The organism is Qipengyuania xiamenensis, from assembly GCF_019711495.1.
Classification (GTDB): domain Bacteria; phylum Pseudomonadota; class Alphaproteobacteria; order Sphingomonadales; family Sphingomonadaceae; genus Qipengyuania; species Qipengyuania xiamenensis.
Window position 1 is genome coordinate 521,794 of record NZ_JAIGNM010000001.1, and the last position, 21,137, is coordinate 542,930.

The 21,137-nt window shown below is 61.4% G+C and carries 18 protein-coding genes; 13 read left to right on the forward strand and 5 right to left on the reverse strand.

Translation table 11 applies throughout. The features are described 5' to 3' along the window. Positions 1-35: 35 nt before the first annotated feature. From K3165_RS02560 to K3165_RS02570, 3 genes are read left to right on the forward strand one after another with little or no spacing between them, the layout of a single operon-like run. Complete coding sequence (locus K3165_RS02560) at positions 36-806, forward strand: SDR family oxidoreductase (protein ID WP_221547297.1); 771 nt, start codon at positions 36-38, stop codon at positions 804-806. Continuing rightward, the gene (locus K3165_RS02565) at positions 803-1,474 is read left to right on the forward strand and encodes a cytochrome b/b6 domain-containing protein (RefSeq protein ID WP_221547298.1); all 672 of its coding nucleotides are present in this window, start codon (positions 803-805) and stop codon (positions 1,472-1,474) included. Before K3165_RS02560 ends, K3165_RS02565 begins: the two co-directional genes overlap by 4 nt. Then, on the forward strand, positions 1,464-2,204 hold the full coding sequence (locus K3165_RS02570; protein WP_221547299.1) for a molybdopterin-binding protein: 741 nt from the start codon (positions 1,464-1,466) through the stop codon (positions 2,202-2,204). The genes K3165_RS02565 and K3165_RS02570 overlap by 11 nt, the downstream gene beginning before the upstream one ends. On the opposite strand, the gene K3165_RS02575 is transcribed toward K3165_RS02570, so the two are convergent. Beyond that, complete coding sequence (locus tag K3165_RS02575) at positions 2,205-2,642, reverse strand: DUF1801 domain-containing protein (protein ID WP_221547300.1); 438 nt, start codon at positions 2,640-2,642, stop codon at positions 2,205-2,207. A gap of 76 nt (positions 2,643-2,718) precedes the next feature. Here K3165_RS02575 and K3165_RS02580 point away from each other — a divergent pair, with 76 nt between their 5' ends. Further along, positions 2,719-4,008: an SAM-dependent methyltransferase gene (locus K3165_RS02580; protein WP_221547301.1), complete on the forward strand. Its 1,290-nt coding sequence runs from the start codon at positions 2,719-2,721 to the stop codon at positions 4,006-4,008. A gap of 4 nt (positions 4,009-4,012) precedes the next feature. Here K3165_RS02580 and K3165_RS02585 read toward each other — a convergent pair whose 3' ends face one another. Then, complete coding sequence (locus K3165_RS02585; RefSeq protein WP_221547302.1) at positions 4,013-5,332, reverse strand: acyltransferase family protein; 1,320 nt, start codon at positions 5,330-5,332, stop codon at positions 4,013-4,015. 116 nt (positions 5,333-5,448) lie between these two features. On the opposite strand from K3165_RS02585, the gene K3165_RS02590 reads away from it, so the two are divergent. The 3 genes from K3165_RS02590 to K3165_RS02600 all read left to right on the forward strand — a co-directional run bounded on the left by K3165_RS02590 (position 5,449) and on the right by K3165_RS02600 (position 8,973). Next, a complete protein-coding gene (locus K3165_RS02590; protein ID WP_221547303.1) occupies positions 5,449-6,210 on the forward strand; it encodes a GGDEF domain-containing protein in 762 nt (253 codons plus the stop codon). A gap of 81 nt (positions 6,211-6,291) precedes the next feature. Continuing rightward, entirely contained in the window at positions 6,292-7,518 is a 1,227-nt protein-coding gene (locus K3165_RS02595) for an argininosuccinate synthase (protein WP_221547304.1), read from the forward strand. A 942-nt stretch (positions 7,519-8,460) separates the two neighbouring features. Then, positions 8,461-8,973 (forward strand): septal ring lytic transglycosylase RlpA family protein, encoded by a 513-nt coding sequence (locus K3165_RS02600; protein WP_221547305.1) that lies wholly within the window; start codon positions 8,461-8,463, stop codon positions 8,971-8,973. A gap of 44 nt (positions 8,974-9,017) precedes the next feature. Here the strand turns inward: K3165_RS02600 and K3165_RS02605 are convergent, their stop codons facing one another. Both K3165_RS02605 and K3165_RS02610 read right to left on the reverse strand, forming a co-directional pair. Next, positions 9,018-9,659 (reverse strand): TIGR02466 family protein, encoded by a 642-nt coding sequence (locus K3165_RS02605; RefSeq protein WP_221547306.1) that lies wholly within the window; start codon positions 9,657-9,659, stop codon positions 9,018-9,020. A gap of 76 nt (positions 9,660-9,735) precedes the next feature. Next, a complete protein-coding gene (locus K3165_RS02610; RefSeq protein WP_221547307.1) occupies positions 9,736-10,164 on the reverse strand; it encodes a CHRD domain-containing protein in 429 nt (142 codons plus the stop codon). An 806-nt stretch (positions 10,165-10,970) separates the two neighbouring features. Here K3165_RS02610 and K3165_RS02615 point away from each other — a divergent pair. Continuing rightward, a complete protein-coding gene (locus K3165_RS02615) occupies positions 10,971-11,882 on the forward strand; it encodes a TIR domain-containing protein (RefSeq protein WP_221547308.1) in 912 nt (303 codons plus the stop codon). Further along, positions 11,872-12,609, forward strand: coding sequence for a hypothetical protein (locus K3165_RS02620; protein WP_221547309.1), 738 nt, complete (start codon positions 11,872-11,874; stop codon positions 12,607-12,609). The genes K3165_RS02615 and K3165_RS02620 overlap by 11 nt, the downstream gene beginning before the upstream one ends. Positions 12,610-12,627: 18 nt before the next feature. Here K3165_RS02620 and uvrA read toward each other — a convergent pair whose 3' ends face one another. Beyond that, positions 12,628-15,543 (reverse strand): excinuclease ABC subunit UvrA, encoded by a 2,916-nt coding sequence (uvrA, locus tag K3165_RS02625; RefSeq protein WP_221547310.1) that lies wholly within the window; start codon positions 15,541-15,543, stop codon positions 12,628-12,630. Positions 15,544-15,747: 204 nt separating this feature from the next. Here uvrA and K3165_RS02630 point away from each other — a divergent pair, with 204 nt between their 5' ends. From K3165_RS02630 to K3165_RS14150, 4 genes are all read left to right on the forward strand, one after another. After that, positions 15,748-17,472 (forward strand): hypothetical protein, encoded by a 1,725-nt coding sequence (locus K3165_RS02630; protein ID WP_221547311.1) that lies wholly within the window; start codon positions 15,748-15,750, stop codon positions 17,470-17,472. A 118-nt stretch (positions 17,473-17,590) separates the two neighbouring features. Beyond that, a complete protein-coding gene (locus K3165_RS02635; RefSeq protein WP_221547312.1) occupies positions 17,591-18,781 on the forward strand; it encodes a GGDEF domain-containing protein in 1,191 nt (396 codons plus the stop codon). Positions 18,782-18,974: 193 nt separating this feature from the next. Beyond that, positions 18,975-19,904, forward strand: coding sequence for a lysozyme (locus tag K3165_RS02640; protein ID WP_247713860.1), 930 nt, complete (start codon positions 18,975-18,977; stop codon positions 19,902-19,904). 45 nt (positions 19,905-19,949) lie between these two features. Beyond that, positions 19,950-21,131, forward strand: a complete 1,182-nt coding sequence (locus K3165_RS14150; RefSeq protein ID WP_221547313.1) for a GGDEF domain-containing protein — start codon at positions 19,950-19,952, stop codon at positions 21,129-21,131. Positions 21,132-21,137: the final 6 nt, after the last annotated feature.

The window sequence follows — 21,137 nt, forward strand, 5'->3', positions numbered from 1 at the left end:
TCCTATTGGGCTTCAGCCCCCTATGCTCATGGGCGATGAGCGAAATCAGACCATCGGTTCTCGTCACGGGCGGGGCGAAACGGCTCGGCGCCGCGATGTCGCGGGCGTTCGGCGAAGCGGGATGGCACGTCGTCATCCACTACAACAGTTCCGGAGCGGAGGCGGAGAAACTCGCCTCGTCGCTGGAAAGCGCCGAGACAGTCGGCTGCGACCTATCGGACGGCAACGCCGCAGTCGCCATGATCGAAAGCCTTGCAGGCAAGCTGCCGAACTGGGCCGCGCTGATCAACAATGCCTCGATCTTCGCACCTGACGATGTAACCGATCTCGATCCGGACACGAACCGGAAGGCAATGCAGGTAAACGCCCTTTCACCAGCGCGCATGGCGCAGGCTTATCTCGCAAATGCGCAATCCCAGGCCGGCCGCCGCGTGATCCAGATTACCGACCAGAAGCTCGCGAACCCCAATCCCGACTTCTTCAGTTACACGATGAGCAAGCATGCTCTCGACGCCACGATCGAGATGCTGTCGATGGGTGCAGCGAGGGAGGATGACCGCATCTACGGGTTGGCCCCTGGAGCGATCCTCGCCAGTCACGACCAGACCAGCGAGGAGGCGGAGATTTCTCACCGGATGAACCTCCTCGAGCGCCGCACGGATGCAGAGGAAATTGCAAAGGCAGCCGTCTTCCTTGCAGGCGGCGCATTGCATACCGGCCAGACGCTTTACGTCGACAGCGGCCAGCACCTGCTTCGCCAGCCCCGCGACGTGATCTACCTTGCCCGCGAAGGAAACGCGGCATGAAACGCCACGCGCTGAGCACGAGGTTCTGGCACTGGCTCAACCTCGTGTGTCTCGTCGTGCTGTTCATGTCCGGCCTGACAATCTCCAATGCCCACCGCCGCCTCTATTGGGGCGACTGGGGCTTCGCGCCCGAGCAGGCGTGGCTGATTGTCCCCCGCTTCCCGGACTGGATGACGATCCCCGGCTATTACAGCCTCGCCGTCGCGCGTGACTGGCATATCCTGATGGCCTGGCCCTTCGCGCTGCTGCTGCTCTTCATGTGGATCGCCATGCTGGTGAACCGCCACTTCAAGCGCGATCTCATGACCAGCCCTTCGGAATGGAAACCGGCTGCGATCTGGCACGATGTCGTCCAGCACCTTAAACTGAATTTCGATCACGAAGGCGGCAAGTTCAACTTCCTGCAAAAGCTCGCCTACGGCCTCGTCCTCGGCGTCTTCCTGCCGATGATGATCTTTACCGGGATAGCGATAAGCCCGGGAATGGAGCCGACATTCGGCTGGCTCGTCGACCTGCTCGGCGGGCGCCAGTCTGCGCGAAGCCTGCATTTCATCTTTGCCTTCGCCCTGTTCGGCTTTTTCGTGGTGCACGTGGTGCTCGTGATCCTTGCCGGACCGATCGGCCAGATCCGCGACATGATCACCGGAGGGAAGAGCGATGAAGCGTAGGGGATTTCTCGCCGTTACCGCCGCCGCCTTCGTGGCCGGCTGCAACAAGATCGCCGATAGCGATGCCGGATCGAAACTGCTCGGCGCGGCAGAGCGGTGGCACAAGGGCGCGCATCGCCTACTGACCAATCGCGAGGCGCTGGCGCCGGAATATCCGCGATCGGCGATCTCGCCCTTCTTCCGCGGCAATGGCTCGACCGATCCGCAAAACGGCGACTACCAGGCGCAGGCAGCGGAGAACTTCGCAAACTGGCGGCTCGAAGTCCGCGGGTTGGTCGAAAATCCCATGAAGCTCAGCCTCGAGAACATCCGCAGGCTGCCGCAACGTAAGCAGGTCACGCGACATGACTGTGTCGAGGGTTGGAGCGCGATCGGGGAATGGACCGGTCCGCAGCTCTCGCTGATCCTCGACGTAGCGAAGCTCAAGCCGGAAGCACAATTCATCGTCTTCCGCTGCGCCGACAATCTCAACGGGCAGGACTATTACGAAAGCGTGGACCTGATCGACGCTTATCACCCGCAGACGATCATCGCGCACAAGCTGAACGGAGAGCCCCTCCCCATCCGCAACGGAGCCCCGCTGCGCATGCGGATCGAACGGCAACTCGGTTACAAGCACGCGAAGTACCTCACCGCCATCGAAGCGGTCGCCAGTCTGGACGACATCGGCGAAGGACAGGGCGGCTATTGGGAGGATCGTTCCGGCTACCAGTGGTACGCCGGCATCTGATCAATCGGGATACTTGCGCGCTATCGCGTCCCAGTCGTTGCGCAGCAGTTGCTCCAGGACGTCCATATCCACATCGGCCAGCTTGTTGATGTAGAGGCAGCTCTTGCCGGTCTTGTACTTGCCCAGCTTGCCCAGCAATTCGTCGCGCCGCTTGCCCGCGATCTCGTCGCAATATCCGCCCATCAGGTAGAGCGAATGCTTGGCCTTTCGCGGACTGAACCCGCTCCGCATCCAGTGAACGTCGCGCCCGCTGGCATAGGTCGTGCGATACTCGCCATAGCCGATAATGCTCGGCCCCCACATCTGTGGCTCTTCGCCCGTGACCTTGCGAAAGAGCGCGTCGAGTACCTTCGCTTCCTCGCGCTTCTTCTCCGGCTCGACGCCGGCGATGAAGTCGGCGGGATCGACCTTCGTGATCTGGGTCTTCGCTTCGGTCATGGACAAACCTTAGCAGTCGATTGACTCAAGACCAACGCATGCCATGCTCTGTCCTTCTCGCGGGGAGAAGAATATAATGTGGTTGCTCGACAAATTCCTGAAAGCCGCTGTGAAGCATGGTCGGATGGTGGTCACCGATCATGACGGGAAGACCTATGAATACGGCACCGGTGATGCGGCCGAGCCGCCGCTGAAGATCACGCTCACCAACAAGAAGGCCGCCAACCATATCGCGCGCTACCCGCAGATGGGCGCTGGCGAGGCGTTCATGTGGGGCTGGCTCAAGGTCGAGGAACCGCATGATATCCGCGACCTCATCCTCTTCGTTACCGAACAGGCGGGCAAACCCGGCGACAAGGCGCTGAAGCCCAAGGGCAAGCTGCGCACCGCCGCCCAGAAGCTCATCGCCAGGGCCGACAGCATCAACCTGCGCGGCAAGGCGAAGAAGAACGCCGAGCATACCTACAACCTCACCCGCGAACTCTACGAACGTTTCCTCGACGAGGATCGCCAGTACACCATGGCCTACTACCGCGAGGATCCAGAGACGACCTCGCTCGAGAAGGCGCAGCTCGACAAGAAGGCGCACCTCGCCGCCAAGATGCATATCAAACCCGGCCAGCGCATCCTCGACATCGGCTGCGGCTGGGGCGGCTTCGCGCTCTACCTCGCGCGGCATTACGACGTGGAGGTCCACGGCGTGGCGCTAGCCCCGGACCAGATTGCCTTCTGCAAGGAGCGCGCGGAGGAAGCGGGCGTGGCCGACAAGGTCAAGTTCAGCCTCACCGACTATCGCGACGTGACCGGCCAGTTCGACCGCATCAGCTCGGTCGGCCTGCTCGAACACGTGGGCACGCCGCATTACCCGCAGTTTTACGAGCACACGAACCGCCTGCTGAAACCCGACGGCGTGATGATGAGCCACTGCTGCGGGCGCGCCGGCCCTCCCGGCTTTACCGACGCCTGGACGCGCACCTACATCTTCCCCGGCGGCTACATCCCGGCGCTGTCCGAACTGGTCAGCCAGTCCGAGCAATATGGCTGGCAGGTGATGGACGTGGAGGCGATGCGCTTCCACTACAGCCACACGCTGGAAGAATGGTACAACCGCACGGTCCAGCACCGCGCCGAGATCGTCGATATGTACGACGAGACCTTCTACCGCATGTGGCTCTACTACCTCGCCGGCGCCGAACAGAGCTTCCGCCACGGCGACATGGTCAACTGGCAGCTGATCTACGTGAAGGACCGCAGCGCCATCCCCATGACCCGCGAGTGGATCACGGAAGAAAGCGCCCGCCTGCGCGCCGCCGACGAAGGCAAGGTGCCGGAATGGCGGTTCGCCCAAAGGGAAGCGGCGGAGTAGCGCGCTAGCTATTTACCCACCGATAGACCGGCCCGAACCCGACCAGCGCGGCTCCCACGAAGGGTAACGCCACGACCCATAGCCGCACGCCGGTTACGCCCTCGGGGCTGGCGATGCTGATGGCGGCGGTCATGGCGAGGCCGACACAAATCGCGATCATGCCGATAACGAGGCGCAAGTGCGGGACCGGGGTCTCGCGCTTGGCAGCTCCCATTCCTCGCTCGTAGCGGGCGAAGATGGCGATCAGCGGGAGCAAGACGGCGATGTAGAGCGCGAACCAGACGGGGCGGCTCCACCACCATTCGGCCGTCCCCGGCATGACGCGCAGGCCCACACCTCCTGACAGCCATGCAGCGACCATCACCAGCACGTAAGATGTCAGGTGCCAGAGATAGACCGTCATGATCATGCCGTTCATCAGCACCGTCGCGGTCCAGACCGAGAGGTTATCGAGGAGTTTGCGGCCCCATGGCTCCACCGCGACCACTAACCCCGTCTGCATCATCCCGAGCACCAGCAAGGCAAGCGTCGGCGGCATGGAGTTGGAGATGTCGGCACCGGGCACCCCGATCATGGCAATTGGGTACACTCCGAAAACCGTCATATAGATCAGCAGGCCGAGCGAGATGGCGAACATCTTGAGCCCGATTGCCGGCGTCATTTTCCCCTTTTGCCAAGCGTAGCCGAGGTCGTGGATCGTCAGCCAGACGAACAGGAAATTCAGGAAGTTGATGTAAGGCACACCGCGCTCGAACGTCAGCCAATCGACGGCCACCGCAGCCAACAGGAATAGGGCGGTGCTCCACCCGCCTGTCTTCTCCCACAGCTTCCACGTAAGCGGCGCGAGTGCGGTCACCAACAAATACACGCTAAGGAACCACACCGGGATCAGCGCGAGGAACACTGCCATGCGCACCGTCTCGCGCGCCATGCCGACCTGCGTCGCGATAAAGGCGAAGGCTGCCCACACCAGCAGCACGGGGAAGACCGGGTTGATGAGGCGCTGGATGCGGCTGGCGAACCAGTCCGAATAATGGCCGTTCTTGGTGCGGGTCGAGGCCCAGCTCACCCCGTTCGAATAGCCGCCGACGAGGAAGAAGATCGGCATGACCTGGAAACCCCAGGTGAGCCACTGCGTCCAAGGCAGGATGCCGAGCAAATGCCCGCCGACCACCTCGCCATCCACCCCGATATAGGGCGCAGCGACCAGCCAGTGGCCGACCACCACCGCGAGGATGGACAATGCGCGCAGGAAATCGACATAGCGGTTACGCTCAGGCGGCGCCTGTTCCGCCAGCGATTTCGCCTTGTTCCACAATCCCATGCTGCGCGTCCCCTACCCCGTTTCCCGTCTCGCTATGCCAAATGCCGGGCCTCTGGGAAAGCGACTACGAGGTAGCGGTTAATGGCCCATCAACACCTCTGACCTAGGGAGAGTTCATGGCTTCAGACCTGCTCATCAACCATCGGGTCGTGAAAAACACCGCGATCATCGCTGGTACGCTCACCGCAGGATCGTTGTTTTGCACGCTGATCGTCATGGCGTTCCAGCCCAGCAATGGCGAGAATATAGGCCTCGCGCTCTCGCTGGCATTCGTGATCCCGCTGGTGTGCAGCATCCCGGTCGGACTTTACGTCACCTCGCAAGGGGAAATGCTGGCGCAGCTCAATGCCCTGCTCGAGCATGAGGCTACTCACGATGCGCTGACTGACCTGCCCAACAGGCGCGCATTTTTCGACGCGCTCGAACGTCAACTGGATGCCGGGGAAGAGGCAGGGCTACTCCTGATCGACGCCGACCGATTCAAGTCTCTGAATGACAGCCACGGGCACCATACGGGTGACGAGGCGCTCAAGGCGCTCTCCCGACTTTTCGCCGAGGAAGTTCCTGCAGAGGCATTGGTCGCAAGGCTCGGCGGTGAAGAATTCGGCGTGCTGCTTCCCGATGCCACGCTCGCACAAGCACGCGATTGCGCCGAAAACCTGCGCAAGCGCGTAGCTGAATTCGACTTCCGCTCGCCCGAAGGTGCATCCTGCCCTCTGAGCATCAGTATCGGCATCGACGTCCTGCGTATTGAGGATCGCCCTTTCCCGCTCAAAGGCGCGGATCATGCGCTTTATGCGGCCAAGCAGGACGGTCGGAACCGCGTTTCCATTTACACGCCGCCGTCCGCGCCCACCCGCGACGAAAAGGCTGCCTGACCGCTGTAACAGCGCTTCTTGATTGCCACGCGCCCTGCCCCACTGCTAGCGGCGCGGCAAACGCAACCAAGGTGCCTGCCCATGTCCGATATCAAGCGCGTCGTCCTCGCCTATTCCGGCGGCCTCGACACTTCCGTCATCGCCAAGTGGCTCGAAGTCGAGCGCGGGCTGGAAGTCGTGACCTTCACCGCCGATCTCGGCCAGGGCGAGGAAATCGAGCCGGCGCGCGAAAAGGCCCGCGCGATGGGCATTCCTGACAAGCACATCTTCATCGAGGACCTGCGCGAGGAATTCGTGCGCGATTTCGTTTTCCCGATGATGCGCGCCAATGCCCGCTACGAAGGCGACTATCTGCTCGGCACCAGCATCGCGCGCCCGCTGATCTCCAAGCGCCTCGTCGAAATCGCGCATGAGACAAATGCCGATGCCATCGCCCACGGCGCGACGGGCAAGGGCAATGACCAGGTGCGCTTCGAATTGTCGGCCTACGCGCTCGACCCGGATATCAAGGTCATTGCGCCGTGGCGTGAATGGGACCTCACGAGCCGCACTGCGCTGATCGCGTGGGCCGAGGCGCACCAGATCGCCGTGCCGAAGGACAAGCGCGGCGAGAGCCCCTTCTCGACCGACGCAAACCTCCTGCACACCTCGTCGGAGGGCAAGGTGCTTGAGGATCCGTGGGAAGAGACCCCCGACTACGTCTATTCGCGCACCGACCATCCCGAGGATGCGCCCGATACGCCCGAATACATCACGATCGACTTCGAAAGGGGTGACGGCACCGCTCTCAATGGTGAGGCGATGAGTCCCGCCACACTACTGACCGCGCTCAACGATCTTGGCCGCAAGCATGGCATCGGCCGCCTCGACCTGGTCGAGAACCGCTTCGTCGGCATGAAGAGCCGCGGCATGTACGAAACCCCCGGCGGCGAGATCTACGCCCGCGCGCATCGCGGCATCGAGCAGATCACGCTCGATCGCGGTGCGGCGCACCTCAAGGACGAACTCATGCCGCGCTATGCCGAGCTGGTGTACAATGGCCTGTGGTTCAGCCCCGAGCGCGAGATGTTGCAGGCGGCGATCGACCTCAGCCAGGAAAAGGTCAGCGGCACTGTTCGCCTCAAGCTCTACAAGGGAAATGCCATGGTGGTTGGCCGCAAGTCGGACAACTCGCTCTATTCCGAAGCGCACGTTACCTTCGAGGATGACGCAGGCGCCTACGACCAGAAGGATGCGGAAGGCTTCATCAAGCTCAACGCGCTCCGCCTGCGCCTGCTCGCCCAGAGGGATCATGGGCGGGATCGGTAGAAAATTTCGTCTGGAAATTGCTTCGGGGGCTGAAAATTACGCCCCCAGCACTTCGGCGTTCCGATTTTTGCGACGAACGGTTGACTTATCCACCCCCCTCCACAGCGAAAAGCGGGGAAAGTGGATAACTCGCCTCTTGCGAGCTTGAAGAATCGGTCGATCAGGCGCAGCTTCAATTCATCGGAACGGCGAAGAAAGCTTCCAGCCAAGACGGTCTAACGACTTGAAAGGCAAAGGAAATTCGGAACCGGAAAGACGCAGCGGGATCTGTCCGCGCACATCTCGAGACCCTCGTGCAGAAGGTTCAGACCGGACGCAAGGCGGGTCGATGACGGAAGTGCGAAGGTTTCCTGTTGCGAGCCGGACCAACCCGGCCGAATGCCGAAGGTGGCGTCGTATAAAGGTCTTCGGACCGGAAGGCGATGTGACCGTTCGAGGCACCGGCCACCAACGGAAGGTCAGGCTGCGGAACCGCCCGTTGAAGCGCGGCTGGGCAAGGTAAGCGAACGATCTTCGGATCGCGACGCGACCGACACCGGGCCGAGTGGAGGGTAGATCCGGATGCCGGTGCGAGCGCCGGTGATAGAACCAGATGACTGTTTTCGGACAGCCTGAAGGGAAAACATCGGATGCCAAGTCTGCGTCCCTCAAACTTCGGTTTAAGGAACACGGCCACGCATCGGTGAGAGTGGGGTCGGCAGCGATGCCGGCCCCATTTGCTATGGGTCAATGCTGTTTTGACGCATTCAAAGAGCCGCCGAGCAGGGATCGAATCATCTGCTGGTGGCCTTTCACTGTGACACCCCCAAAATGCTGTAGGACAGCGCTTTCCTGGCTCGAGACGCGCCGAAACGTGGCCATTTCGGGGCAGTTTCCGTTCACGTTAACGACTCTCGCGAAGACCTCGCCTATATCCTCCCGAACCAGACGGGAGGTCCATTCATGGCCAAACGCGCGTTTCGCAGCGTGCTCTTCCTTGCAGCCCTGGCGCTGCCCGGCACCGCCGGTCATTCCGAAGAGCCCGAAGCCAAGGTAATCTCAGAACCGACATTCGAAGCGCATTTTGCGCCCTATACAGAGCTGCCCGATACACCCGAGGCTGGCCCTGGCGTGGTCGATATCGACACCTTCGAACCGCCGATCGAGGAAGGACCGGCAAGCACTTCCCTCGGCAGCGGCGTTGCCTCCTATTACGGCCGCCGTTTCCACGGTCGCCGCACGGCGAGTGGCGAGCGGTTCGACATGAACGCCTATACCGCCGCTCACAAGACGCTGCCCTTCGGCAGCATGGTCGAGGTCACCAACCCGCGCACGGGCAAGTCGGTGATCGTGCGCATCAACGATCGCGGCCCCTTCACTCCCGGCCGTACGATCGACCTGTCACGCGCTGCGGCAGAGGAGATCGGCCTGGTCCGCCGCGGCCACGGCACCGTGGAGCTGGCACTCCTCGACTAAGCGAGGATTTTTCTCGCCCCACCGCACCCGCTACTCGAGGGCGGTCACAGCTCCAGTTCGCTTACCTCTCGGAACGATCCGATCTTGCCGCGCGGGAAGGTGTTGAAGGCGATCGAGTAACGGTTCTCGTTCGAGTTGTTCACCTCGACATAGTGCTGGATCGCACTCGAGAAGAGCACCAGGTCCCCCTCCTTCGGCACCACCGCATTGCGCGGCGTGTTGTAGACGTTCTGCTTCGCCTCGTGGACCTTCATCTCGATCTGGCGATAGCCGTTGTCGCGTTCGAAGATCATGTTGCCCGGCGGATTGGGCAGCGGCGCGTAGTAGAGCGAGCCCGAGATCAGCGAGTTCGAGTGCGTGTGCGCATGCATGCCGACGCCCGGCGGGTTCATCAGCGACCAGCTTTGCGTGACGGCGAGCTGGTGCGAGATCCCCATCACCTCGCGCGCGAACACGTCCAGCGCCTCGTCCACGGCCTTCTTGATGCTCTTCATCTCCGGCCGGTCGAACAGGCGAAGCTCTTCCGAGATGTGGTTCACCTGGTTCGCATTCATCTTGAGCGACTGGATGAACTTCACCTGTTTCGGCGAAATCGCATCCTTGATGTTCATCACGAAATATGGCTCTGCGAAGAGCGGTTTGACATCGAAAGCGCGCGCAGGCGCAGACTTGGCAGCTGTGGCCATGATGCAGTCCCCTAATTTAACCCCGCCGCCACGATAACTCCGCCGGCGCGCGGTTCAAGGGGATGCGCCAATTCCTTCAACCGCTCAGCTGTCCGCGCAGGGCACCGCGCGGATAGGCATCGGTGTGCACGTCGACATAGTAGTCCGCAGGCCGCGCGATCATCGCATCGATGGTCTCACCCGACACGCCGGTACAGGTCTCGTCCATCGCCGACATCTGCAGCGCGACGAGCTCGCGCCCGTTCTTGCCGCGCTTCCCGCTATGGACATGCGCGGAGGTCACCTCCCCCACGCCCTTGGCTTCGAGATAGTAGCACAGGCTCTGCGCGGCAGGTTCGGCATAGGCGTTGAAATCGCCATAGGCCTCCTCCCCCGCGCCGCCGCCGACGACGTCTTCTCCGTAGAGGTTTGCGCTCAGCACCGACCCGGATTGCGCACTTGCGCCCATGTAGAGCGCCGCCACGGCAATACCGGTCAGTGCGATTACCCATGGTCTGAGTTTCATGACCGGTCTCCTTTCCTGTGAGACCGTGCGCCCGCAAGCGGGACCCCGAGTGCGGGCCCGGTCCCGCAAAAGGCAGTATATACCCCTTTTGTTCTCAGCGGAAGCGCAATGTGAGCGCCGAGTGGGACAGCGCCTACACGCTCGTGCTTATCGGCGTCGGCGGCCGACCATCCATTCGCTGAACAGCATCGCCACGACCAGGGCGCCCAGGATTGTGAGACAGATGACGAGCCAGTTGGCCATTTTGCAACTCCGATGCACGAGGCGGGAGCAATGCCGGAGCTTCTCTCAGTCGCCGGAAAGCCAGTATGTGGTCCGACGATGGGTAGTCATCTACCACCCCTCCCCCGGCGAGCGTTAAAACATAGGTTATAGCGCGACTACCATGTCACGGCTTGCCGCGTAGGAGAGACATTCGGGCAACAGTCCCGACACCCTCCTTCGAACTCCTCACCGCGCGGCAGGCGAGCCGGACCCTATTTGCCGCGTGGGCCGAACAGCTGGAGGCTTGCGAGAAACTCGGCCTCCCGCCGCGGCGAGAAGAGAGTGTGCCCCTCCCCGTGAGGACCGGCGGTGGGGGCGGGTTCGATAGTGACGAGAGCGTTCATGGTTCACCGCATGGTTTGAGTGAATCGGATTAGTTATACTCGGATTGGCGGGTAGGACAGATGGTCATCCTTACCGGCTAGAATGAAGGTCGCTCGCCCAGACAGTTTTCTGTCGAAAGAGGTTTCTTGAACCTTTCTTACTAAAATTCCGACGCTTAGTAATCTCGAAAGACTCTCTCCGAAGGACTGAAGAAGAAAATGAGCGAAACAGAAGGACCAAAATTCGAGGCAACAAAACTCGAGGGACTTTACCAGGTTCTCGACGGGGTTTCATGGATGGACAATCCGACGACCTCTGAGCTTTCCCAGTTCTCCGGCCTTGACCCGCGGACAGTGGGAAAGCTGGTGAAGAACGCCCAGAACCTAAATCTTGTCGAAAAACAGGAAGATGGCGGATTCATGTTGCTTACTTCTTATCCGTTCGACGGGACGCTCGAAGACAAATCAAGTGTGGTCAAAGACGCACTTTTGAAACTTCCAATCCTTCAATCAATGAGACAGTTTTTGTCTCTTGGTGAAGAAGAGGAAGATGCCCTTAGGAAAGCCGCTACTGTCTGTCGCTATGTGCCGTTCAACAAGAAAAACTTTGCTCCTCTCCTCACGTGGGCAAGAAACTTCGACGTTTTGAGAGGTGGCATCACTTCCGAAGATCTCCTCAACGATGCTGAAGAGAATAAAAAAGTTCGAAGGGAAAAAACGCCAAAGAAGGTTGTTGCCTTCTTGTCGCACAGCTCCGTGGACAAACCCTTCATTAGACAATTGGCGTCTGATCTAGATGCGGCAGGAATTTCCGTCTGGCTTGACGAGCAAAGGATTAAGGTCGGCGACTCAATCCCCGATAAGGTCAGTCAAGGACTGGCATCCTCTGACTATTTTTTGATCGCGTTGAGTGAAAGCTCGGTCAAAAGCGAGTGGGTCAAGAAGGAGCTCAGCAGTGCAATGCTTACCGAAATCAAGAAGAGGGAGGTTCATATTCTTCCGCTTCTTCTTGATGATGTTGACGTTCCGCATGGAATCGCTGACAAAAAATATGCAAATTTCGCGAGTTCTTACAAAGAAGGCCTCGCAGAACTAGTCGAGACGCTTAAGGACAAATCTAATGGCGAATGAAAACGGCGAACCCAAGCCGGGAGGCAAAACCGCTGCGCAGTTTCCAACTCACGATTTGGCACAATGCATTGCCTGGGCCGAACGTTTAGTAAGCAAGACGCACTCTGCGGCTCAACCGCTTGATATTATCTATGCGGCAGTTGTCGATGCGAAGGGATGGCGCGGGCGTGCGAAACTCTCAGCGATGGAGCAATTTGGTCTAGCAATCTACGACGGAGACACGGTTGAAGCCACCGATCTAGCAAAGGAGATTTCGCGGGCACCAGAGGACGAAAGAGGTTCAAGTCTCAAATCAGCAGCACTGACACCAAAGCTTTTCAATGCAGTGTATTCGACGTTCAGTGGCGACAAAGTCAGCTTGGCAAAAATCCGTCAGAGGCTCTTAGAATTGGGCGCTCATCCCGACAAGGTCGAGAAATGTGTAGAGATTTATAGTGCCACATTGACCTTCGCCGACCTAGCTTCTCTGGAGGGGGACCAGCTGACCCACGGACAGGCTGCGAAGACAGCTCAGACATCAGGTTCGCTAAGCAGCAGCGAACAAGCACATGACATTCCGACAAGTACGGAAGATCAGGAGCTCGAAGAAACCCGAAATATGGAGCCTCAGAACTTCTTAGGCAGAGGCCGATCAGCCGTCGAAATAAATATCTCCATCGACTCCACGCTGGACGTCGAGAAGCTTGAACAGCATTTGAAGCTGCTGAAGAGATATGGCGCAATCTAAGAATGGATTGAGTTCCAGCTACTCCGCAGCCTCCCGCTGCCGCTCCAGCATCGGCTTGAGATACTGCCCCGTATAGCTCTCCGCCACCTCTGCAACTTCCTCCGGCGTGCCCTGCGCCACGACCTCCCCGCCTCGCACGCCGCCGCCGGGGCCGAGGTCGAGGATGTGGTCGGCGGTCTTGATGACGTCGAGATTGTGCTCGATCACCACCACCGAATTGCCCTGGTCCACCAGCCGGTGGAGCACTTCGAGGAGCTTGCGGACATCCTCGAAATGGAGGCCCGTGGTAGGCTCGTCGAGGATGTAGAGCGTCTGACCGGTGCTGCGCTTCGACAGTTCCTTGGCCAGCTTCACGCGCTGCGCCTCGCCGCCTGACAGCGTGGTCGCCTGCTGGCCGACCTTGACGTAGCCCAGCCCCACCTCGTTCAGCATGTGCATCTTGTCGCGGATCGGGGGGACGGCCTTGAAGAAGTCCTCCGCATCCTCGATCGTCATGTCGAGCACGTCGGCGATGGAGTGGCCCTTGAACTTCACCTCCAGCGTTTCGCGGTTGTAGCGCTTGCCGCCGCATTCCTCGCAGGTGACGTAGACGTCGGGCAGGAAGTGCATCTCGATCTTGATCAGCCCGTCGCCCTGGCACGCCTCGCAGCGGCCGCCCTTGACGTTGAAACTGAAGCGGCCGGGCTTGTAGCCGCGCGCCTGTGCTTCGGGGAGGCCGGCGAACCAGTCGCGGATCTGGGTAAAGGCGCCGGTGTAGGTCGCCGGGTTGGAGCGCGGGGTGCGGCCGATGGGCGACTGGTCGATCTCGATCACCTTGTCGCAATATTCGAGGCCGGTGACCTTGTCGTGCGCGCCCGCCACGATGCGTGCGCCGTTCAGCTGGCGCGCGGCGGAGGCGTAGAGCGTGTCGATGGTGAAGGACGACTTGCCCGATCCCGAGACGCCGGTGATGCAGGTAAAGGTGCCGAGCGGGATGGAGGCGGTGACGTCGTTCAGATTGTTCGCCCGCGCGCCGTGGACGGTGAGCTCGTGCCCATTGCCCTTGCGGCGGTTGGCGGGGACGGAAATCTCGCGCCGGCCGGTGAGGTAGTCCGCGGTGAGCGACTTCTTCGACTTCAAGACCTGTTTGAGCGTGCCCTGCGCCACCACTTCGCCCCCGCGCACGCCCGCGCCCGGGCCGAGGTCGACCACGTGGTCCGCCTGGCGGATCGCGTCCTCGTCGTGCTCGACCACGATCACCGTGTTGCCGAGATCGCGCAGGCGCTTGAGCGTTTCGAGCAGCCGGTCGTTGTCGCGCTGGTGGAGGCCGATGCTGGGCTCGTCGAGCACGTAGAGCACGCCCGAGAGGCCCGAGCCGATCTGCGAGGCGAGACGGATGCGCTGGCTCTCTCCGCCCGACAGCGTGCCACTGGTGCGGTCGAGGTTGAGGTAGTCTAGGCCGACATTGTCGAGGAAGCCCAGCCGCTCGTTGATTTCCTTCAGGATGGCCTTGGCGATCTGGCCTTGGGTGTCGTTGAGATCATCCGGCAGCTTGAGGAAATACTCCTTCGCATCGGCGACGCTCATCTTGGTGGGCGTGGCGATGTCGGTGCCAGCGATCTTCACCGCCAGCGCCTTCTCGTTGAGGCGTTTGCCGTGACAGGTCTCGCATGGCTGGCTGGTCTGGAACTTCGAAAGCTCTTCGCGCATCCACGCGCTCTCTGTCTGGAGCATGCGGCGGTTGAGGTTACCGATCACGCCTTCGAACGGCTTCTTGACCGTGTATTCCTTGCGCCCGTCCTTGAAGGTGAGCGGGATTGCGCGGCCCTTGGTGCCGTAGAGGATGATGTCGCGGATTTCCTTGTCGAAATCCTCCCACGGCGTCTCGAGGCTGAACTCGTATTCGCGCGCGAGGCTGGCGAGAACCTGCATGTAATAGGGCGACGGCGGGTTGCTCTTGGCCCAGGGCACCACGGCGCCCTTCTTCAAGGACAGCGCCTCGTTCGGCACGACCAGTTGCGGGTCGAACAGCTGCTTTTCGCCGATGCCGTCGCAAGTCGGGCAGGCCCCCTGCGGCGCATTGAACGAGAACAGGCGCGGCTCGACTTCCTCGATGGTGAAGCCGGAGACCGGGCAGGAGAAGCGCTCGGAAAACACGATGCGGTTCGCGGGCAGCCCCGCCCCCTTCATTGCGCCGCCGCCTTCCGCTTCGTCCTCGCGCCCAGGCACTACGCCATCGGCGAGATCGACATAGGCTAGCCCGTCGGCAAGTTTCAGCGCGGTCTCGAAACTGTCGGCCAGCCGCGTTTCCAGCCCTTCCTTCACCGCAAGCCGGTCGACCACCACTTCGATGTCGTGCTTGAACTTCTTGTCGAGCGCGGGCGCTTCCTCGATCGGATACATCTCGCCATCGATGCGCACACGGGTGAAGCCCGCCTTCTGCCACTCGGCCAGTTCCTTGCGGTATTCACCCTTGCGCCCGCGCACCACCGGCGCGAGCAGGTAGAGCCGCGTACCCTCGGGCAGAGCCATCACCCGGTCGACCATGTTGGAAACCGTTTGCGCCTCAATCGGCAGGCCAGTCGTGGGCGAGTACGGCACCCCCACCCTCGCCCACAGCAAGCGCATGTAGTCGTAGATCTCGGTCACCGTCGCCACGGTCGAGCGCGGGTTGCGGCTGGTGGTCTTCTGCTCGATCGAAATGGCAGGAGAAAGCCCGTCGATATGCTCGACATCGGGCTTCTGCATCATCTCGAGGAACTGGCGCGCATAGGCACTCAGCGATTCAACGTACCGCCGCTGCCCCTCTGCGTAGATCGTGTCGAACGCGAGGCTCGACTTGCCCGAGCCCGACAGGCCGGTGATGACGATAAGGCTGTCGCGCGGCAGGTCGATATCGACGCCCTTGAGGTTGTGTTCCCGCGCGCCGCGGACGGAGATTTTCGTAAGTGCCATGGAGGGAGCGTGTTCCGCAAATGTTCTGTGGTGTCAAGCGAGTGCCTACCCGTCCAACAGACGCAGCGGCAATGTGTGCCCGATGTAGGAAGCATGCCGCAGTTTTGGAGGGGTCCCGTTTCGGGATGAGCCCTTTCCATTCATTGACGCGGGCGACGCGACGCGGAAGGGTACGCCCTATCGCAGAAATCCGGAGTCCCGTGCATGGCGCTCAATCCCACCTACAACGTCGTCAATCTGGCTGATATCCCGCAGGATATCATCGATTTGCTGCTCGGCGTGACGGACGAAGCCTTTCGCCTCTGGGGCGCGGTTCTGGCAGGCGACGCAAATGTTGCGGTGCGGATCGAACTGGTGGACTCCACCAGCACCGGCACCGCCGCGGCGACCTGGGGTAACGGCACCAATCTCGGCAGTTTCGAGGGGCGCAGCGTGCTGGTGGGCGCTCCGGCGTATGAATTGCAGACCGGGCAGAATGTCAGCGACAGCGGCCACGATATCGTGATCTACATCTCGCGCGACTACCTGCTCAACGAGCTGTTTCTCGACCCGACTCCGCAGACGCGCGACGACATACCGTCCGACCGGACCGACGGCCTGAGCGTGATGCTGCACGAGATCGGCCACGCGCTGGGCTTTACCGGCTATTACGGTTCGTCGAACGCAAACTCCTTTGCGACGCCCTACGATCTGCGCCGCCTGACGATCGAGGACGAACCGCATTTCCTCGGCCCCAATGTCGAGGCCTATTTCGGCGGTCCGCTCGACCTGACTTTCGGAAACTCCGCACATTACGGCAACAGCAGCGCTTTTCCCGGCGACAGCGATGATCCGCGGCTCGGCCTGATGAACGGCGTCGTGTTCTATCGCGGCTATGCATACTCGATCGGCGATCTCGACCTTGCAATCCTCGCAGATACCGGCCTCGGCACGATCCTCGACGATGTGCTCGACGTCCCGCTTCACGATTACCTTCGCGGAGGCGAAGGCAACGACCAGGTCTTCGGCGGCGACATCGTCAATCACCTATTCGGTGACGAAGGCGACGATTACCTCAGCGGAGCCGGCGGCGACGACGAATTGTTCGGCGGTATCGGGTCGGACGAACTGGCGGGCGGAACCGGAAACGATCTTCTCGACGGCGGGGACGGTTTCGACATGGCTTCCTACGCCGATGCGGCGAGTGGTGTGTCGGTAACTCTGGCAATCCAGGGAGCGGCGCAGGACACGCTGGGTGCCGGCCTCGACACGCTGGTATCCATCGAGATGCTCGAAGGTTCGGGTTTCGACGATGTGCTCGGCGGGAGCGTGTCGGTCGACATGATCCTTGGCGGTGACGGGCGCGACCAGATCCGCGGCAATGGCGGCAGCGACACTCTCGAAGGCGGGACCGGAAACGACTGGATCTTCGGCGGGACCGGCTGGGACACGATCCGTGGTGGCGGCTGGTCCGATGGCCTGTTCGGCGAGAATGGCAACGACCGCCTGTTCGGAGAATTCGGCAACGATCGCCTGCACGGGGGCACGGGCAACGACTTCCTCGACGGAGGCAATGGCAACGACATCCTGATCGGCAGCTGGGGTGTCGACGAGATGACCGGAGGCGAAGGCGCGGACACCTTCGTGTTCGAGCGCACGAGCCAGTCAGGGCGCTATTTCGCCAGCGCGGACTTCATCACCGATTTCAGCCAGTCCGAAGGCGACCTCGTCGACCTGTCCGCAATCGACGCGATCGCCGGCACCGCAGGAGACGACGCCTTCACCTTCATCGGTTCGGACCGCTTCTCCGGCACGGCGGGCGAACTGCGATTCTTCCGTAGTGGCGGCGATACCTTCCTTGCCGCCGATGTCGACGGCGACGGATCGGCCGACATGTTTATCCACCTGCTCGGCGACCTGACCATGACGGCAGCCGATTTCGTGCTTTGACAACAAGTTACAATGGCACCTTGGATTTAACCGCCCAAAGTAGAAAGATTAACAATACTAGGGCGGTTCATTAACCTACCTGTGCTAGGACCTCTCCCAAAGAGGACCTGCACAACCATTGCTCGCTAGAGAACATCCCGATGCCGTCAGGGCAAGCAACGGTGGCACCGCCCGTGCCGCTGCGATGGATGCCGACTATGAGGTCCAGCGCGAGGCGATCCTCGCAATGCTCGAGCGTGAACGACGCTCGCTAACTGCGAGCCTTTTCGGGCTGTCAGTCCTGATCTGCGCGGTTGCGCTGATGGGCATGCCACTACTGCATGTGATTGCCGTCAGCCTCCGAAGTGGCTCTTTCCTTTTCACGCGCTGGGCGGCGACCAATCTCGAGCGCGTCTATCGCGTTCGCGGCGATACGCAGTGGCCCCGTCGCATTCTCTTCGTGGCCATGTGCCTGACCGGCGCGACGCTCGGACTGATGGCCCTTCCGCCTCCAGACAATGCGGTGATCGCTTCCAGCCTGATGATCTATACCGCTGTGCTCATGATCCTGACGCTGATCGCGGTCACTCTGGCTGCCCTGCCCGGCCCGCGCGACGGCATGCTGGCGAGCTTCTTGCTGACGCTCGCGCTGGTGGCTTTCGCATATCCAGAGGGCCAGAACCCGACGATCCTTGCGATCGGCACGATGGCCGTCATCGGCATCCGGGTTTATTCCGCCAACACCGGCCACCACATCATCGCATCGGCGGAGATACTGGTCGAGAACCGCGAACTCTCCGATGAACTGGCGGAAGCACTCGCCCATGCCGAATTCCTCAGTTGGCGGGACCCGCTGACGGGCCTCTTCAATCGCCGCAAGCTGTTCGAAGAGCGCGAGCATGACCCGCAAAGCGGATCGGCGCGCCACGTCCTTGCGATCGACCTCGATCACTTCAAGGGGATCAACGACCGGCACGGCCATGCCGCGGGGGACCGGGTTCTGGTGGCATCGGCCGACGTCATTCGCGCCAGCCTGCGGGCCTTCGGTGCGGACCACCTTCCTGCCTTCCGTCATGGCGGGGAAGAATTCATCGTGATCCTCGACGGTTGCGACTGCGCCGAGGCTCGCCGCTTCGCCGAGGCGCTACGCGAGGATATCGCCGGTATCGACGTGGGTATTGCCGGAGCTGGCCGTGAAACGGTCACTGCCTCGATCGGCCTTGCGCGGTGGCATCCCGACGAGACGCTCGACGATGTCCTGCAGCGGAGCGATCTGGCCTGCTACCAGGCCAAGGACGAAGGCCGGAACCGGGTCAGCGCTGTCGCCTGACGCACCGGGCGCTCTCCGCCAGACGTGGCGCGCTGTCGATGGGTCGTGGACCCAATACCCTCTCCCGTCCGTTCTATAGACAAGCACAAGCCGCCAATGCGCACCTTACGAATAGTTGCGTTCAATGAGCAGGCACACGAGGCGCACTGAGGCGCCTCGCGCAGAAATACTAGAACAAGGGCGCATTTTCATAATGCCAGACACAACAACAAAAGGTCAGGTCGCGCCTACTTCATCCGCCCCCTCGAACGCCAAGGAAAGGCGAACGATCGAGAGCGAACGGCTCAAGGCGATCATGAAGGAACTCGACCGTCCGCTCGACAACGAAAAATGGACTTCCACCCCGCACGCAGGTGAGACGCCCAAGGCTTCAGGCATGCTTCGCCGCATTCGCCTCCACCGCGATCACCGCCGCGCCCTCAAGCGCGCGCGGAAGGCCGCTGCCGGGGTCTATAACGTCAAACCGCGGCTTTCCACCCGCAAGCGCGCATCGCTGATGATGGGCGCTGGGGCGATGAGCCTTGCCGCCTTCACCGGCCCGCCAGCGCAGCGTCCCAAGCCCAAGCAGGCGCTGGCCGTGACCCAGCCGCTTGCCGAGACCGAAAATGTCCGCAAGCCGGCAGTGATCCTAAAGGCGAGCGACGAATTCAAGCAGGCGCTCATCGAGGAAGAAGGCGTTCGCTATACCGTCTATCGCGATGTAGCTGGCTATCCGACCGTAGGCGTCGGCCACCTTGTACGCCCGGCCGACAACCTGCGCGTAGGCGACAGGGTTTCCGAAAAGCGCGTCCTCGATTTCCTGGAAGAAGACCTGAAGATCGCCGAGCGCGGCGTGAGGGTCCTCGTCGGCGACCTGCCGCTCTACCAGCACGAATTCGATGCGCTACTCGACCTCGTCTACAACGTCGGCCTCGGTAACGTCTCCGAGCGCGAAAGCCCGCGCCTCAATGCCGCCATCACCGAACGCGATTACGAAGCGATTGCCGCCGAACTCGATTACACGCACGCGGCGGGCAAGGTTGCTCGCGGACTTGAGTACCGTTCGGAGCGCAGGGCCCAGATCTTCATGGACGCAAGCTATGATGACCCGCGCGAAACCGGCGCCACCCGGGTGACCACGTAAGAGATTATTGCTGGCAAACCGATGGCCAGGCGCTAATACGGTCGCGTGCATAACAACGGGCGCACTGATGCCTCAGGCCTTCCCGAAGCGGATCGCGATGAAGGATGGATTGCCGAACGGCAGTATGAAGTCCTGCGCGCAATCTCCGAGGTCGAGAAACGCACGCTCCTTGCCAATATACTGGGCACCGCCCTGATCGTCGGGATAGCGCAAATGCTGCCCAACGGCAGGGCTTTCCTGCTTCCTGCCGTCTTCAGGTTTGTCGCGATCTTGCTGACGGCCATCGTATATGAACGGATGCGGAAGGAAATCAGCGAAAGCCGCTCGATCCAGCGCACGATAACCGCCGGCATGGCAGTCGGGGTACTCGGCGGGTCAAGCTGGGCGCTGCTGCTGATGCCCCTGTTGCTGGAGCCCTCGCTTCACCCGGCCGCATTCCTGGTGTTCGGCGGCATCATGATCTGTGTCTCGCTGGTCATCACGAACACTTCCTCCACCCTGCACATCTGGGCGCCCTTCACTATCGCATTCCTCGCGACCGCCGGGATCGGCCTTGCCGCTGCACCCGGCGACTTCGCGCTTGTCATGGGGCCGGGACTGGTGCTCGTATTCGCAGCCGTGTCGCTGTTCAGTTTCGGTGCGGCCAAGCAACGCATCGTTGCCGCGGACATGCTGGTCCAGAACATGCGTTTGGGAGAGGAGCTCGCAGAGGCCCTCAGCCAGGCGGAATTTCTCGCCACGCGCGACCCGCTGACGGGTCTCTACAACCGGCGCGCCATATTCGAGCACAAGCTCCACGCCGAAGCCCTATGCGATCCGGGCCACATGATGGTCATCGACGTGGACCGCTTCAAACGGGTGAACGACAAGTTCGGTCACGACAGGGGCGATCGCCTGCTCATCGCAATAGCTGCTTCATTCCGCGACGGCCTGCGCGAACTCGATGGCGATACACACTTTGCCGCACGTCTCGGCGGGGAGGAGTTCGCGGTTTTCATCGACGTACCGGACGTAGACGACGCCATCGCTATCGCCGAGGACCTGCGCCTGAGAATCGAAAATCTCGCCAATCAAGAGAAACTGCCTGCGGGACTGGCGACAGCATCGATCGGCCTGTCACCCCTGCGCAAGGGCGAAACCGTCGGCGATGCCTTGCAACGGGCCGATGACGCGCTCTACGAGGCGAAGTCCGGCGGGCGCAACAAGGTCTGCTACAACCCCGCCTGACTGCAT